The following is a 13,825-nucleotide window of genomic DNA, read 5'->3' as shown; positions in this document are numbered from 1 at the left end:
TGTTGTAAGCCAGCCCCGCACCGACTGCCAATGCCGGCCGCCAATCGGTCGCAGCCCCACAAACCCGTTCCCCGCACCGAAATCCCTGCGTAAGGTACTCGCATGACCCAGAGCAGCATTCCCCGCAGGGCCATCCGCGGCCCCTTCCTGACCTTCCATGCCGATCCGTTCACCACCGATCCCATGGACGCCCTGCACCACGAGCCCGATGGCCTGATCCTGACCGAAAACGGCCGCATCACCGCAGCCGGCTCCTGGGACAGTCTGCGCGCCACCATCCCCGCCGGAACAGCCGTGGACCACTATCCCGACATGCTGATTTCCGCCGGCATGATCGACACGCATGTCCACTACCCGCAGCTTCCGGTCATCGCGTCTTACGGCGAGCAGCTTTTGGAATGGCTGGAAAACTACGTCTTCCCCGCAGAAGCCCGCTACGCCGACATCACCTATGCCCGCGCTGTCGCCCGGCAGTTCCTGACCGAACTCCTGCGCGTCGGAACCACCACGGCCGCCGTGTACTGCACCGTCCACCCCCAGTCCGTGGACGCCTTCTTTGAGGAATCCGAACGCCTCAACACCTGCATGATCGCCGGCAAGGTCCTGATGGACCGCAATGCCCCCGAAAACCTGCGCGACACCGCCCAGAGCGGCTATGACCAGTCCGCCGAACTCATCGCCCGCTGGCACAATCGCGGGCGGCAGCTTTATGCCGTCACCCCGCGCTTCGCGCCCACCAGCACACCCGAACAGCTCGATCTCGCAGGCGCCCTGCTCGCCACGAAACCCGACCTGTTCATGCAGACTCACCTGCTGGAAAACCGCTCCGAAATCGCCTGGGTCCGCGAACTCTTCCCCGACCGCACCTCCTATCTGGACGTGTACGACAAGGCCGGTCTCCTGCGTCCACGCGCGATCCTGGCCCATGCCGTTCATGCCGAAGAAGTCGATTTCCAGCGCTGCCACGACACAGGCTGCTCCATCGCGCACTGCCCCGGCTCGAACCAGTTCCTCGGCAGCGGCTCGTTCCCGCTCTTCAAGGCTCTCAACCCCGAACACCGCGTCCATGTCGGGATCGGCAGCGATATCGGCGCCGGGCCTGCCCTGTCCCTGCTTCAGGTCCTGTCCGATGCCTACAAGGTCGCACAGGGCCTTCAAACAAAACTCCATCCCGCACAGGGGCTCTGGCTCGCCACGGCTGGCGGTGCGCAGTCCCTCGGCCTCGAAGACCGGATCGGCAGTATCAGGCCCGGTCTTTACGCCGATCTCTGCGTTTTCGATCCAGCTGCCACGCCGCTTGGACGAATCCGCGCCCGGACCGCCGAAACCCTCGCCGACCGCCTCTTCGCCCTGACCATGCTCGGGGACGACCGCAGCATCGCCGCCACCTATGTCGCCGGCGAACTCCTGCACAAACGCAGCACGGTCTGAAGTTTCTGGAACACACCTCAAATTCTAAAGTGGCATCGAGTGCCGTTTTTCTTTGACACGGGAAAATTTTTGAACTCTAGGGTTGTCTTAATTATTTTTTCAGTCTCGCGGCAGTAAATACAGCAAGAGGTATTTCATCTGCGAGAATACTCCAGCTCCTCTTCGGGCGCGCGACTTAAAAGCAGGAATCATGCACCGTTTCCCAACCGCTGCTCAGTCTTTCCGTATCCTGACATCCATGACAGCCCTTCTGTCCCTCGGCACCCTCATCACGGGGCAGGACGCCAAAGCCGCTACCAGCACCACCACACCCCAGGTCACGCTGGGCGATGACGGAAACAGCAACGGACAGTCCATGTTCCGCACCCTCTTTGACGGACAGCGCGCCCTCGGCACCAGCGGCCTGTCCTCACTCGAAGGCGCGAGCGGCGGCGGCATCGCGAGCTGGGCCACAATCGGCGGCTATGGCTCCAACAAGAGCGCCGGCATGGCCATGCACTACAGCTATGTGAACCTTACCAGCTACTGGGACCAGAATGTCGGCGCCTCGATGGGCTTCTTCGACCGTGTCGAGATTTCCTATACCCACAACTTCTTCCAGACCCGCGGCACCGGAGCGAAACTCGGCATTGGCAACGGCTACCAGTTCGATCTCGATGTCGCAGGTGCGAAGGTGCGTCTCTTCGGTCATGTCGCGGACAATACCCTGATCCCGCAGGTCGCCATCGGCGGCATGTACAAGCATGACAGTGACGGCAAAGTCATTCACGAAGTCGGCTCGATGCACACGGATGGCGGAGACGCCTATCTCGCCGTCACCAAGCTGTTCCCGAAAATCGGCATCCTGATCGACACCACCGTCCGCTTCACCAAGGGCAACCAGTGGGGCATCCTCGGTTTCGGCGGTGACAAGGACAACAATTATCACGCCCAGTTCGAGGGTTCACTCGGCTATCTGCCGTCTTTCATTCCCGGCCTGGTGGTCGGCGTCGAATACCGCACCAAACCCCGCAACCAGCGCTTCACCGACGAAAGCAACTGGTTCGACGTTTACACCAGCTATTTCGTCAACAAGCACCTGAACGTTACGCTCGCCTATGTGTCACTGGGGACGATCGCGACCTACAAGGATCAGACGGGCTTTTATTTTTCCGCCCAGACAGGGTTCTGACGTGACGTGCCGGGCTCTGCCCGCGCCCGGCAGGGATCGAGATCCCTGCACCCTGATTTTATGAATTGGTTTCCAAAGGCCCCCGGCCTTTGGCGGGTTTCAGGGCAGAGCCCTGAACCTCACCCTTCCCGGATACGTTCGTCAATCAGCGCCTCGCGTGGCACGTCTGTCGCATGAGCCACCTCATGAATCGTCCGCTTCACGTTGAAAATCAGGTGCAGCAGGATCGCTGACAGGGAACCGAGCGTAATCCCGCTGCCGAACACGATCTTCGCCCACATCGGAAACGTATCGGAGATATGCGGCTGGGCCGTCGCCAGCATGCTCAACCCAATGCTGGTGCCCACAATAATGACGTTGCTCTGCCGGTTGAAATCCACCCGCGACAGCGTCTGCACACCCACGACCGCCACAGTCGCGAACATCGCCAGTGCCGCACCACCCAGAACCGGCAGCGGCACCGCAGCCACCAGCGCGCCCAGACGCGGCAGGCAGCCGAGCATCATCATGATGATCGCGGCAGCAGCCACGACCCACCGGCTCTTCACTCCCGTCATCCGTACCAGACCAACATTTTCGGCAAAGCACGTATAGGGAAAAGAATTGAGCACGCCACCGAGCATGGTCGCGATGCCATCGGCGCGCAGAGTGCGGGCAATGTCTTCTGACGTGATCGGCTTGTCGACAATTTCCCCCGTTGCATAGACGTTGCCAATCGTCTCGATCATGGAAATCGTCATGACGATCACCATCGACAGGATCGAGACCGGATGAAATGTCGGCATCCCGAAATAGAACGGATGCGTGATGGACAAAAGCGGCGCAGATGCCACATCCCCGAAATTCGCATCCCCCAGCATCCAGGCCACCAGTGTTCCCAGAACCAGCCCAATCAGCACGGCAATCGTGGCAATAAACCCGCGGAACAGGCGCTGGATTACCAGAATGGACGCCAGTGTCCCCAGCCCGTACCAGATGCTCCGCAGCGGAACATGGTCCTGCATCACCGACGGACTGGCACCCGAGACAATGTCATTCGCAGCCACTGGCAAAAGCGCCAGACCGATGATGAGAATGATGGACCCCGTCACAACCGGCGGGAAAAACCGCACCAGCCCGGCAAAATGCCGCGCCATCAGCAACGTGACGAACCCCGCCACGATGACGGAGCCGTAAATGGACAAAAGCCCCGGCGTCCCGCCCCCGACAGCAGAGCCGATGGCAATCATCGGCCCCACGGCCGTGAATGTCACACCCTGCAACAGCGGCAGCCGAACCCCGACCGGCCCGAACCCCACCGCCTGAAGCAGCGATGCGATCCCGCAGGTGAACAGATCTGCATCAATCAGATGGATCAGCGTCTCGCGCGGCAGGTGCAGCGCACCCGCAACAAGGATCGGCACGATGACCGCCGCCGAATAGAACGCCAGCACATGCTGCAACCCATAGGCCCCAAGCCGCCAGACCGGCAGTTTCTCGTCAACGGGATGCAGACCGGTCGTCGCGGCGTTCTCGGCAGTCATGAAAAGCCCTCAGCTTCCGCGATAGGTGGAATATCCGAACGGCGCCGCCAGCAGTGGCACATGCGCATGAGCCTCCGCCGCCAGTCCGAACACGATCGGCACCACATCCAGGAATGGCGGATCGGACAGGACCTGTCCGCCTTTTCTGAAGTAATCGCCAATCCGGAATTCCAGACAGTACGTCCCTTTCGAAACTGCAACATCCCGCAGTTCCGGGCAACGCCCGTCTGCATTCGTCTGCCCTTCGAACAGAACCTGCTCTCCTTGCAGAAGACGCAGCTTCACGCCCGCAGCCGGCTTGCCGGAAACCGTATCAAGAACATGCGTGGACAGAGAACTCATGACGCAACCAGATCCTTCAGACGGAGCGCTGCAATCGCATCAATCTGCATCAGCGCCTCGGTCAGTTCCTTTTCGGGAGTGCCAGCCAGACGGCGCTCCATTTCATCCATAATGACGGTCTTCGCAGCTTTTCCGGGTGCGGCTACTTTGCGCACGCAGATCACGAACGGCATGGAAAACCGCGCGCGATACGCATCATTCAACCCCCGGAAACGCTCATATTCCGCAGGCGTCAGACGATCCAGACCCGCCGACGCCTGTTCCGAAGCGGAATGTTCCGTCAGATCCGGATCAATCCCGGCCCGGTGCCCCAACTCCGGATGCGCCCGCACCAACGCAAGCTGCGCCACCGCTCCGGCAGAGCGCACAGTCTGCGCAAACGCGAACAGCATCGCGTCCACATCCGCAAAAGGCCGTGCCTTCAGCGCCCCTTCCGCCACCCAGGGTGAATGTTCGTAAAGCCCACCGAATTGCGCAACAAACGCCTTATCCGACAGCGCATTGACGTCCGAAATCTTCATGCCGGATGCACAGACAGCCAGTGCCGCGCGATGTCCAGCCGCGTCGCCACCCACACATCCTCATGCTTACGGATATGCTCCAGAAACTTCAGCAGCCCCATGGCACGCGCCGGCTTGCCCGCCAGACGACAATGCAGCCCGACCGACATCATCCGTCTGCCCTCGTGATACAGCATGTCGAACGCATCACGCAGATAGACGAAGAACTGCTCGCCTTCCGTAAACCCGTTCAGCGCTGCGAACTTCATGTCATTGGCATCAAGCGTATAGGGCACGATCAACTGCGCCCGGCCATTGGTCCGATCATAATACGGCAGATCATCCGCATAGGAATCGGCGTCGTAAACAAAGCCGCCTTCTTCCGCGACCAGACGCGCCGTGTTCGGGCTCGTGCGCCCCTGATACCAGCCCAGCGGCCGCTCTCCCGTGACTTCGGTATGCAGCGCAATCGCCTCGCGGATATGCGCGCGCTCCACGTCTTCGGGAAAATCCTGATAATCAATCCAGCGCAGACCATGGGACGCAATCTCCCAGCCGCTCTCCTTCATGGCTGCCACGGCATCCGGATTGCGGGCCAGCGCCTTCGCCACGCCAAACACCGTCACCGGCATCCCGGCTTCATCGAACAGACGACGCAGACGCCAGAACCCGGCCCGGCTTCCATATTCGTACAGACTCTCCATCTGCGCACAGCGCGCCCCGATGATGGATTTCGTGCCCACCATTTCGGACAGGAATGCTTCGGATCCCGCATCACCATGCAGAACCGAGTTTTCCGCGCCTTCCTCGTAATTGATGACGAACTGCACGGCGATGCGCGCGCCATTCGGCCATTTCGGATCAGGCGGCGTGCGGCCATAGCCGATCATGTCCCGCGGATAGCTGTCCTGCGTCATGGGCGTCTCCCTTCTCAAAGCACTGGCGGATCGAGGCTGACGAGTTCTTCCGTGTCATAGGCCAAGAGGCTCGCCAGATGCTTCTCGCCATCCTCGACGAACAGATCCCGCGCAATGCCCCGCGCCAGCTTCTCCACGCCAAAACGCATCCCGCTGATGGAGGCGCCGGAAAGCCCCATGCTCGGCATGGCACCGAACGTGAAGTTGTAGATCGCCGCCAGCATCGGCGCCTTCGGATCAGCCGCATCCTTCGGCAGGAACTGGAACCGTGCGCCCAGATAGGGATGGCTGCCCAGAAGCTCGCTTTCCTCACCGGCCGGCGGTGTGAAATGATCACGCCACAACATGACCGAAGACGCAAAATCCTGTGTCTCCGGCCGCTGCGACAGGTCGATCGAGAACCCCGTCCCGATGATCAGGAAATCGAAGCGCATCTCGCCCTGCGGCGTTGTCACCACGACTTCGTCCCCGTCCATCCGTGTCGCCGTCCAGGGTGTTCCGAGATGGAAAGCAAAGTTTTCATGACGACGGCAGCGCCAGAACGTGTCCTGCGGCGGCGGCTGGTTCAGGCTGTAGATCTGCCGCATGAAACGCCAGCGCGTCAGATCCGGCAGTTCCGAGAAATGCGCGAGAAAGCCCGCATTTTCCATCCAGCGATACGGATTGATCGCCGGGATCTTTGCCCGACGCAGGCACAGATCCACCCGTCCCGCACCCTTTTCCAGAGCCGTCGCCGCATTATCAAACGCCGAAGCCCCCGCGCCCAGAACACCGATCCGCTTGCCCTTCAGAGCATCGAAATCAATGTCTTCATGCGTGTGCGCATAAACGGATTTCGGCAGCGTATCGGAAATGAAGGACGGCACATGCCACGTCCCGCCGCCCTCAATGCCCGTCGCCAGCACCATCCGCCGCGCCAGCCGCACCGTTTCCTGACCGGCCGCGTTACGGAACGTCAGCCGCAGCAGACCATTGTCCCAGCCCACATGCACCAGTTCCTGATCATTCACGACCGGGATATCGAGCGTCTCCCGCACCCAGTCCAGATAGGCCTGCCAGTCATGGCGGGAGATCTTGTCCAGATCCTCCCAGGCCTTCGCGCCATAGCGCGCCTCGAACCAGGACTGCGGCGTCAGATTCGGGATCCCTAGATCCGGTCCCGTCACATGCTTGGGCGTGCGCAGCGTAATCATGCGCGCAAACGTCACCCACGGACCTTCGCCACCTTTGGAAGCTTTTTCAAAAACTTCCACATTGGTCACACCCTGCCGGCGCAGACCGAAGCAGGACGTGATACCACCCTGTCCCGCGCCGATGATGGCCACATCCAGAACCGCCTTCCCGTTCCGCTCCTGCGTCAGGCTCCAGTTGCCGGTCGCATAGCGGATTTTCGCCAGATCCTCCCGCACACGCTCCGAAAGCGCAGCCAGAGCATCGACGGGGGAAACGGTGGATGTCATGTGGTCAAATCCCAAAAAACCGGTACGGACAAAGCAGCATCCGGACGCCGCCAGACCGTCTTTCCGCAACAAAATGACAGGTCACCTGTCGGTCGGGATAGTTTCATACCGTTGTAAGGGCGTATACTCCATAAAAACGCATCTCCCGTTCGCAAAAAGAGAGCAGTTCTTCCATGCCTGTCTTCTCACGCTTCCTGCGTTACTTTCTTGCCGTGGCCCAGCACGGATCGATCCGCCGGGCTTCCGAACACCTGCGCATCGCCGCCTCAGCCATCGACCGGCAGATCCTGCAGGGCGAAGAGTCCCTCGGCACCCCCCTGTTCGAGCGCCTCCCCACCGGTCTTCGCCTGACGGCAACAGGCGAACTCCTCTACGCCCATGGCAAACAGTGGTCGCGGGACCTGACCAATATGTGCGTCCAGATCGAAGACATGCGCGGTCTGCGCCGGGGGCAGGTGGACATCGCCGTCCCCGACGCCCTGACCCGCGGATTCCTGCCGCGCCTGCTCCGCGCCCTGCGCACGACTCATCCCGGCATCACCATCTGCACCCACGTCCTGGACAACAGCCGCATCCAGGGCACCCTGATCGACGGTGCGGTCGATGTCGCCCTGCTTCTCAATCCAACCCATGCGCGCGGGCTTCTGGTCCGCGCCCACAAGGACTTCCCGCTCGGCTTCATCTGCCTGCCGAACCATCCCGTCGCCGAGCGCAAGAGTGCCCGCTTCAGCCTGGCCATGAACTACCCGATGATCATGCCCCAGGCCCCGCTTGCCCTGCAACGCCAGATCGAGATCCTGGAAATCGACAGCAATCTCGACATCCAGGCCGCCGCAGCATCCGACAACATCCAGATGATCAAGTCTCTGGTCCGCGAAGGCGTCGGCCTCGGAATCCTTAGCGCACTTGACGTCATGGAAGAGGTCACACGAGGCGAACTGGCTTTCATTCCGATTTCCAATCACGATCTTGCCCCCCTGACACTCGCGCTCTGCGTGGATCATTCCCGCCAGCTTTCCGGCGCCGCGCGGCTCGTGATTTCGGAGCTCGAAAAGGAGTTCCTGTCCCCCGAGCCACAGCCATAGGTCGGCCCCTGACCTGTGCGTCCATTGGGAGACATAGACTGTCACATTTTTGCACCACCCTAAAAAAGGCAATGGCCTGCCCTGCATTTTATCTTTGGTGCGGATAGGCCATCCGTTTTACATCCACATTTCGAATAAATACCGTTCCCAAAGTGAACCTTTCGTTTCGACAGGAGCCCGGCAGCATGAAAGACAACCGTTGGTCACCGGGCTATCGACGCCAGCTCCTTGCCGTAACCTGTCTTGCCGGCAGCGCCCTCGTGGCTTTCGGTACAGGTGCCCGCGCCGCACAGACCACGAAACACCCCGTTTCGCGCCATCATACTCCCGCCCATAGCACAGCCCGCAGCGCCGCAGCACCGGCCCGGCCGGCAGCCAAGCCACGCGCCCATGCGCTTGATGCCGCCGCGGCCGAAACAGTCTCCGTTACGTCCTCGCGCCGCGCCCTGAACGGCGGCGGCGGCATGATGCGCGTCGAAACCGCACCACATGCCGTGCAGACTGTCACGAAGGAATTCATCGACATGCGCGCGCCGACCAGCACCGCGCTTGACCTGATCCAGAACCTGCCGAGCCTCAACGTCACCACCCCGGATTCGTCGGGTATGGAAGGCGGCCAGATCCAGTCCCGCGGCCTGACGGATCTCGATATGGGCCTGATGGTGGACGGTGCCCCCGCCGCAGCCGCCAAGTATCTGAGCGAAAACGTCGATTCCGAGAACCTTGAAAGCGTCAGCGTCACACCGGGCTCTTCCGCAACGGATCTTCCCGTCATGTCGGCCGCCGGTGGCGTCATGGCCGAGGAAACCCGCACCCCGTCGCAGAAGCGCGGCGGCCTGATCGACTTCTCCTACGGCACCAACAACCTGTCGCGCGAGTTCATCCGCCTCGAATCCGGCGAGATCGGCCATAGTGGTGTGCGCGGCTATTTCTCGTTCTCCAACACGCATGCCCGGTCGTGGATGGGTGCTGGCATCAACCAGCGCAAACATATCGATTTCGGTCTGCAGAAAGACTGGAAGAACGGCTCCAATGCCAAGTTCTTCCTGTCCTGGAACTCGGCTGACTTCATCATCGACAACTACCCGACTTCCGACCAGTTCTTCCGCTACAAGCACACCGGACAGGGCTACGGTCGTACGAACGACAAGACGAGCAACAACTATTGGGGCAACAACAACGATCACTGGAACCAGATCTTCATCTCGGCTCCGGTTCATATCGCTCTGCCGTCCCGCCTGTCGCTCGACATCCACCCCTATTTCAGCTTCGGACAGGGCTGGGACGCTTCGCCTGACGGAACCACAACCGATTCAAGCGGCGCCACGCGCGGCCTGACCAGCTACTTCCTGCAGAACGAATACCGCTCGGTCGGTACAGTCGCGAAACTCAACTGGGAGATCGACCGTCACAACACGTTCTCGGTCGGCTACTGGTATGAAAACACCCAGACGATCCAGTCCTATCCCACCAGCTACCAGATGCCGGACGGCAATGCGGCCAGCCCGAACAACGCGGCCTATCTGATTTCCGCCGGCGACAAACAGACGGCGGGTTACGAGATCCACTCGCTGTTCGTTCATGACACGGCCAAGTATTTCAACGATCACCTGACGGTCGATGCCGGCTTCAAGTTCGTCATGACGAACATCTGGAACAAGGACTATTACGGCCGCCAGGAAGCCAACCGCACGGCCCCCCTGCCCCAGCTTTCGATCGGCTACCGCATCGATAACCACAGCCAGGTCTACCTGAACGTGGAAGGTGATTACCGTCAGCCCAGCGCGGTCGATCTCGGCTGGCTCTACACCAGCGTCGCGATCCCCAAGAACCAGTATTCCATCAAGGAAGAACTCGGCTACCGCTATCATGACGACCACATCATCGCGGACGTCGCCTTCTTCAACTACAACGTCACGAACCGCATCGTGGACCAGTATGTCGGCATGAACAGCTACAAGCCGTTCAATATCGGCAGCCAGCAGATGCGAGGCTTTGACGTGATGGTCGCGGCACGCCCGATCCATGGCTTCAGCCCATACGCCTCGGTCGAATACCTGCATGCCACTCAGGACAGCAACGTCTTCGATCCGTATCTGAACACGATGCTGCACTCAAAGGGCACGCAGGCCGTCATGGCCCCGCATGTCATCGCGAATTTCGGCCTGACCTACACCTACAAGGGCTTCTTCGCGAATGGCTCCGTCCACTACACCGGGCCGCAGTCCGTCAGTGTCGCCGGCGACCAGCGCATTCCAGGCTACGTCACCGATACGCTCTCGATGGGCTATCACTTCAAGCCGTTCATGTTCGCGCAGTCCCCGACCTTCCGCCTGAACTTCACGAACCTCACAGGCTCCGTCGTCCGCACGGGCGCCATGGGCGCGGTCTACAGCGCCAAGGACCCGAGCACCGTCTACAGCGGCAACATGACGTCCTATACCGGCTACGGAAACTCCTTCATGGTCGCCCCGCGCTTCACCATGACCGGAACGGTCTCCACCGCCTTCTGATTCTATGGGGCAGGACCCCACCGGTTCCTGCCTCCGCGTTCCAAACCGGCTCTCCTCCAGCGCGTTGCCGCAAGACGGCACGCATACGCCCTTACGGGACGGAGGAGACCCCCATGCCCCCCGGCAACATTTCAAGGAAGCATTTCGCCAGCTCAGCCCTGCTGCTCTGCACAACGCTAATTGTGACACCGCTCGCGCACAGCGCCCCGGTGCCGACGGAACCCGCGCCGGACCAGTCCGCCGTCACCATCATTCCGGGCTCGGACGCCGTGAAATGGCAGCCAGCGCCCGTCATGTTCCCGCATGGAACAAAAATGGCCATCCTGACCGGCGATACCAGCAAGCCGGGCCCGTTCACCCTGCGCGTCATGATGCCCTCGGGATCGTTCATCCCGCCCCACACCCATAATCTGGATGAAATGCTCACCGTCATCAGCGGCGACATCCAGCATTTCGTGGGACAGGATTTTTCCGCAACACAGCAGCGCAATATGGGCCCGGGTGGTTTCGTTCATCTGCCGGTCAATGTCCCTCACGCCATCAAGGCCGGCAGCCAGGGCGCGGTGCTTCAGGTCTCAGGCATGGGGCCGTTCAGCATGACGTATGTGAACCCGCAGGACGATCCCCGAAACACGGGCCGCTGAAAGCCGCAGGATATGAAAAAACCCTGCTCCCGGACCGGGAACAGGGTTTTCAAAACTCAGGAAAGCGATGCGCTTATTTCCCGATCGTTGAGATCACAATGCCCGGCGTCAGGATCTGCGGCAACACGACGCCCTCCTGATGCGGCGCATAATAGATATAGAACGGCACGCCATCACGCCCATGCGCCTTGAGGAACGCACCGATCGCCGCATTTCGGTTCGTCCAGTCACCCTTGAGGAACACGATCCCGCGGGACCGGAAAGCCTCCTGAACGGACGGCACATCCAGCGCCACACGCTCATTGACCATGCAGGTGATGCACCACGACGCCGTCATGTCGATGAACACCGGCTTGCCCTGCGCCCGAAGCTCCGCCAGACGCGCCTCGGAGAACGGCTCGACACCCGCTTCCACTGCCCCGGCCGCCACAGGAGCAGGCGCGGCCCGCAATCCCTGCGCCAGCGCCGCACCGCAAACCACGACGCATAGCACTGCCACGACCCGGCAGAACGCTACTGTTCCCCGGCCACCTTCCAGCATGGACCGCCGCTGTCCGACGCCATAGATCCAGCCCGCAAAGCCGAGTAGCACAACGCCCCCGGCCGTCAGCGCCACGAACGTCACGCCCCGCTGGATCGCCGCGACCCAAAGCAGCCACACACAGGTCGCAAACAGCGGAAACGCCAGAACCTGCTTGAGAATCCCCATCCAGGCTCCCGGCTTCGGCATCCGCGACGCCACGCCCGGAAGCCCGGCCACGAGAATATACGGAAAAGCCAGCCCCAGCCCCATCGCCAGGAACACCAGAACACCCATCACCGGCGGCCCACCCAGTGCGCCTGCAATGGCAACACCCATGAACGGTGCGGTGCATGGCGTCGCCACAATAACGGCCAGCAGACCCGTCATCATGTCTCCGCCGCGACCGCTCCCGGTCTGGACCTGCCCCAAACGCCCGGCGCTGACTTCAAACACGCCCAGCAGATTCAGGCCCATGAGGAATAGCAGCCAGCAGACCGCGACCACAAATCCCGGCGACTGGAACTGAAAGCCCCATCCGGCCGCAGACCCGGCCAGACGCAGCCCGATCATGACGATCCCCAGAGCCGCAAACGCCCCCGTCACGCCAAGCGTGTAGAACAACGCGCTCTGAAGCTGCACGCCCCGTCCGGCACCGCCCATTTTCGCCAAAGACAGCGCCTTCATCGCCAGAACCGGAAACACGCAGGGCATCAGGTTCAGGATCAGCCCGCCCACAAAGGCAAACAGCAGAACCCGCAGCCATCCCGCGCCTGTCGGCACGTCCGCACCCGAGACCTGACCCGGGGCCGAAGCAGTTTGCACAGGGGCAACCGCCACAGCCGCTCCCCCAACCGGACGCGCCTCGATCTGCAGCGGGCTTTCCTGCCCCGCCGCATCCTTGAGCACGACAACACCGACCAGCGGCCTGTCCCGATGCGCCGATTTCAGGAATTTCAGCCCAAGCGTCAGCTGCCCGTCCGACACATGCAGCTTCTGGTCCGCCACCTGATCGATCACGCCCCCATCCTGCGGCAGGAACCACGCCTGCGACACGGACGCTGCAGAGAGCCCCTTGCCCGAAAGCATCAAAACGCCATCAGCAGAAACACTGGCCGCAAATGGCGACGCCACCGGCATGGCCGCATCCGCCTTATGGAACAGAGCAGCCTGCGCCCCTTCCGGAGCATCCTGAGCTGCAGCGGGCAACGTCAGCGTGAAATCACCGCTTTCCGGAATGCAAACCTGCGCACAGACAAGCCATTCCCCATGCGCATGAAGCGTCGTGCCACCCGAACCCTTGAGAACCAGATCCTCCGGCAGCGTCACCTCATTGACATAGGCGTAGGACATGAGGCCGCCCTCACTGATCCGCACCGGCACCGGCCAGTGGATCGAACCGCCCTTGCCCGTCGCGCCACCATCAGCGGTCACATCCAGCGTCGGCGTATCCCCGGCATCGCCCGGATTGATCCAGTAGGTATGCCAGCCCGGCTTGAGCTGAAGCCGCAGCCCGACACGCAGATGCCGGTCCGGCCCGACCGCATCGCGATCCGTGACAAGGGTTGCGGTATCGTTCGCAGACGTGACAGGCGCGCTCTCCGCTGCCAGCGCGGCCGCAGACCCCAGGCCAAGAAACCCTGCCAGAAGCAGGGCGGACATGCTGAACACTCGATGCAAGACAGGCTCATTCCAACAATCAGGACAGAACCGCGACCA

At 61.5% G+C, this 13,825-nt stretch carries 11 protein-coding genes; 5 read left to right on the top strand and 6 right to left on the bottom strand.

Going from position 1 to position 13,825, the window contains the following annotated elements; translation table 11 throughout:
• The first annotated feature begins 102 nt into the window (after nt 1-102).
• Together guaD and HKD31_RS00210 are read left to right on the top strand one after the other, a co-directional pair.
• Nucleotides 103-1,431 carry a guanine deaminase gene (gene guaD / locus HKD31_RS00215; RefSeq protein ID WP_194264033.1) on the top strand — a complete coding sequence of 443 codons (1,329 nt, stop codon included), beginning with the start codon at nt 103-105 and terminating at the stop codon, nt 1,429-1,431.
• Between the two features lie 190 nt (nt 1,432-1,621).
• Nucleotides 1,622-2,602: a DUF3034 family protein gene (locus HKD31_RS00210; RefSeq protein ID WP_062459404.1), complete on the top strand. Its 981-nt coding sequence runs from the start codon at nt 1,622-1,624 to the stop codon at nt 2,600-2,602.
• A 119-nt stretch (nt 2,603-2,721) separates the two neighbouring features.
• Here HKD31_RS00210 and HKD31_RS00205 read toward each other — a convergent pair whose 3' ends face one another.
• Genes HKD31_RS00205 through HKD31_RS00185 form a run of 5 tightly spaced genes read right to left on the bottom strand, consistent with a single transcriptional unit; the run spans nt 2,722 to nt 7,344 of the window.
• Nucleotides 2,722-4,125 carry a nucleobase:cation symporter-2 family protein gene (locus HKD31_RS00205; protein WP_194264034.1) on the bottom strand — a complete coding sequence of 468 codons (1,404 nt, stop codon included), beginning with the start codon at nt 4,123-4,125 and terminating at the stop codon, nt 2,722-2,724.
• A 9-nt stretch (nt 4,126-4,134) separates the two neighbouring features.
• Nucleotides 4,135-4,467: a hydroxyisourate hydrolase gene (gene uraH / locus HKD31_RS00200; RefSeq protein WP_041111445.1), complete on the bottom strand. Its 333-nt coding sequence runs from the start codon at nt 4,465-4,467 to the stop codon at nt 4,135-4,137.
• Nucleotides 4,464-4,988, bottom strand: coding sequence for a 2-oxo-4-hydroxy-4-carboxy-5-ureidoimidazoline decarboxylase (gene uraD / locus HKD31_RS00195; protein WP_194264035.1), 525 nt, complete (start codon nt 4,986-4,988; stop codon nt 4,464-4,466). Before uraD ends, uraH begins: the two co-directional genes overlap by 4 nt.
• On the bottom strand, nt 4,985-5,884 hold the full coding sequence (gene puuE / locus HKD31_RS00190; protein WP_194264036.1) for an allantoinase PuuE: 900 nt from the start codon (nt 5,882-5,884) through the stop codon (nt 4,985-4,987). The genes uraD and puuE overlap by 4 nt, the downstream gene beginning before the upstream one ends.
• 14 nt (nt 5,885-5,898) lie before the next feature.
• Nucleotides 5,899-7,344, bottom strand: coding sequence for a SidA/IucD/PvdA family monooxygenase (locus tag HKD31_RS00185; RefSeq protein ID WP_194264037.1), 1,446 nt, complete (start codon nt 7,342-7,344; stop codon nt 5,899-5,901).
• Nucleotides 7,345-7,517: 173 nt separating this feature from the next.
• Between HKD31_RS00185 and HKD31_RS00180 the strand changes: the two genes are divergently transcribed.
• From HKD31_RS00180 to HKD31_RS00170, 3 genes are all read left to right on the top strand, one after another.
• Entirely contained in the window at nt 7,518-8,429 is a 912-nt protein-coding gene (locus tag HKD31_RS00180) for a LysR family transcriptional regulator (RefSeq protein ID WP_062496490.1), read from the top strand.
• Between the two features lie 185 nt (nt 8,430-8,614).
• Nucleotides 8,615-10,942, top strand: coding sequence for a TonB-dependent receptor (locus HKD31_RS00175; RefSeq protein WP_194264038.1), 2,328 nt, complete (start codon nt 8,615-8,617; stop codon nt 10,940-10,942).
• 113 nt (nt 10,943-11,055) lie between these two features.
• Nucleotides 11,056-11,586 (top strand): cupin domain-containing protein, encoded by a 531-nt coding sequence (locus tag HKD31_RS00170; protein ID WP_194264039.1) that lies wholly within the window; start codon nt 11,056-11,058, stop codon nt 11,584-11,586.
• Nucleotides 11,587-11,659: 73 nt separating this feature from the next.
• Here HKD31_RS00170 and HKD31_RS00165 read toward each other — a convergent pair whose 3' ends face one another.
• Nucleotides 11,660-13,768, bottom strand: a complete 2,109-nt coding sequence (locus tag HKD31_RS00165) for a protein-disulfide reductase DsbD family protein (protein ID WP_194264040.1) — start codon at nt 13,766-13,768, stop codon at nt 11,660-11,662.
• Between the last annotated feature and the right edge of the window lie 57 nt (nt 13,769-13,825).

It is taken from the genome of Gluconobacter potus, assembly GCF_015244705.1.
Taxonomy (GTDB): domain Bacteria; phylum Pseudomonadota; class Alphaproteobacteria; order Acetobacterales; family Acetobacteraceae; genus Gluconobacter; species Gluconobacter potus.
This window is presented reverse-complemented; position numbering and strand designations above follow the sequence as displayed.

Coding starts and splice junctions, on each gene's coding strand:
- guaD (WP_194264033.1), top strand. CDS start 103: ATGACCCAGAGCAGCATTCCCCGCAGGGCCATCCGCGGCCCCTTCCTG.
- HKD31_RS00210 (WP_062459404.1), top strand. CDS start 1,622: ATGCACCGTTTCCCAACCGCTGCTCAGTCTTTCCGTATCCTGACATCC.
- HKD31_RS00205 (WP_194264034.1), bottom strand. CDS start 4,125: ATGACTGCCGAGAACGCCGCGACGACCGGTCTGCATCCCGTTGACGAG.
- uraH (WP_041111445.1), bottom strand. CDS start 4,467: ATGAGTTCTCTGTCCACGCATGTTCTTGATACGGTTTCCGGCAAGCCG.
- uraD (WP_194264035.1), bottom strand. CDS start 4,988: ATGAAGATTTCGGACGTCAATGCGCTGTCGGATAAGGCGTTTGTTGCG.
- puuE (WP_194264036.1), bottom strand. CDS start 5,884: ATGACGCAGGACAGCTATCCGCGGGACATGATCGGCTATGGCCGCACG.
- HKD31_RS00185 (WP_194264037.1), bottom strand. CDS start 7,344: ATGACATCCACCGTTTCCCCCGTCGATGCTCTGGCTGCGCTTTCGGAG.
- HKD31_RS00180 (WP_062496490.1), top strand. CDS start 7,518: ATGCCTGTCTTCTCACGCTTCCTGCGTTACTTTCTTGCCGTGGCCCAG.
- HKD31_RS00175 (WP_194264038.1), top strand. CDS start 8,615: ATGAAAGACAACCGTTGGTCACCGGGCTATCGACGCCAGCTCCTTGCC.
- HKD31_RS00170 (WP_194264039.1), top strand. CDS start 11,056: ATGCCCCCCGGCAACATTTCAAGGAAGCATTTCGCCAGCTCAGCCCTG.
- HKD31_RS00165 (WP_194264040.1), bottom strand. CDS start 13,768: ATGTCCGCCCTGCTTCTGGCAGGGTTTCTTGGCCTGGGGTCTGCGGCC.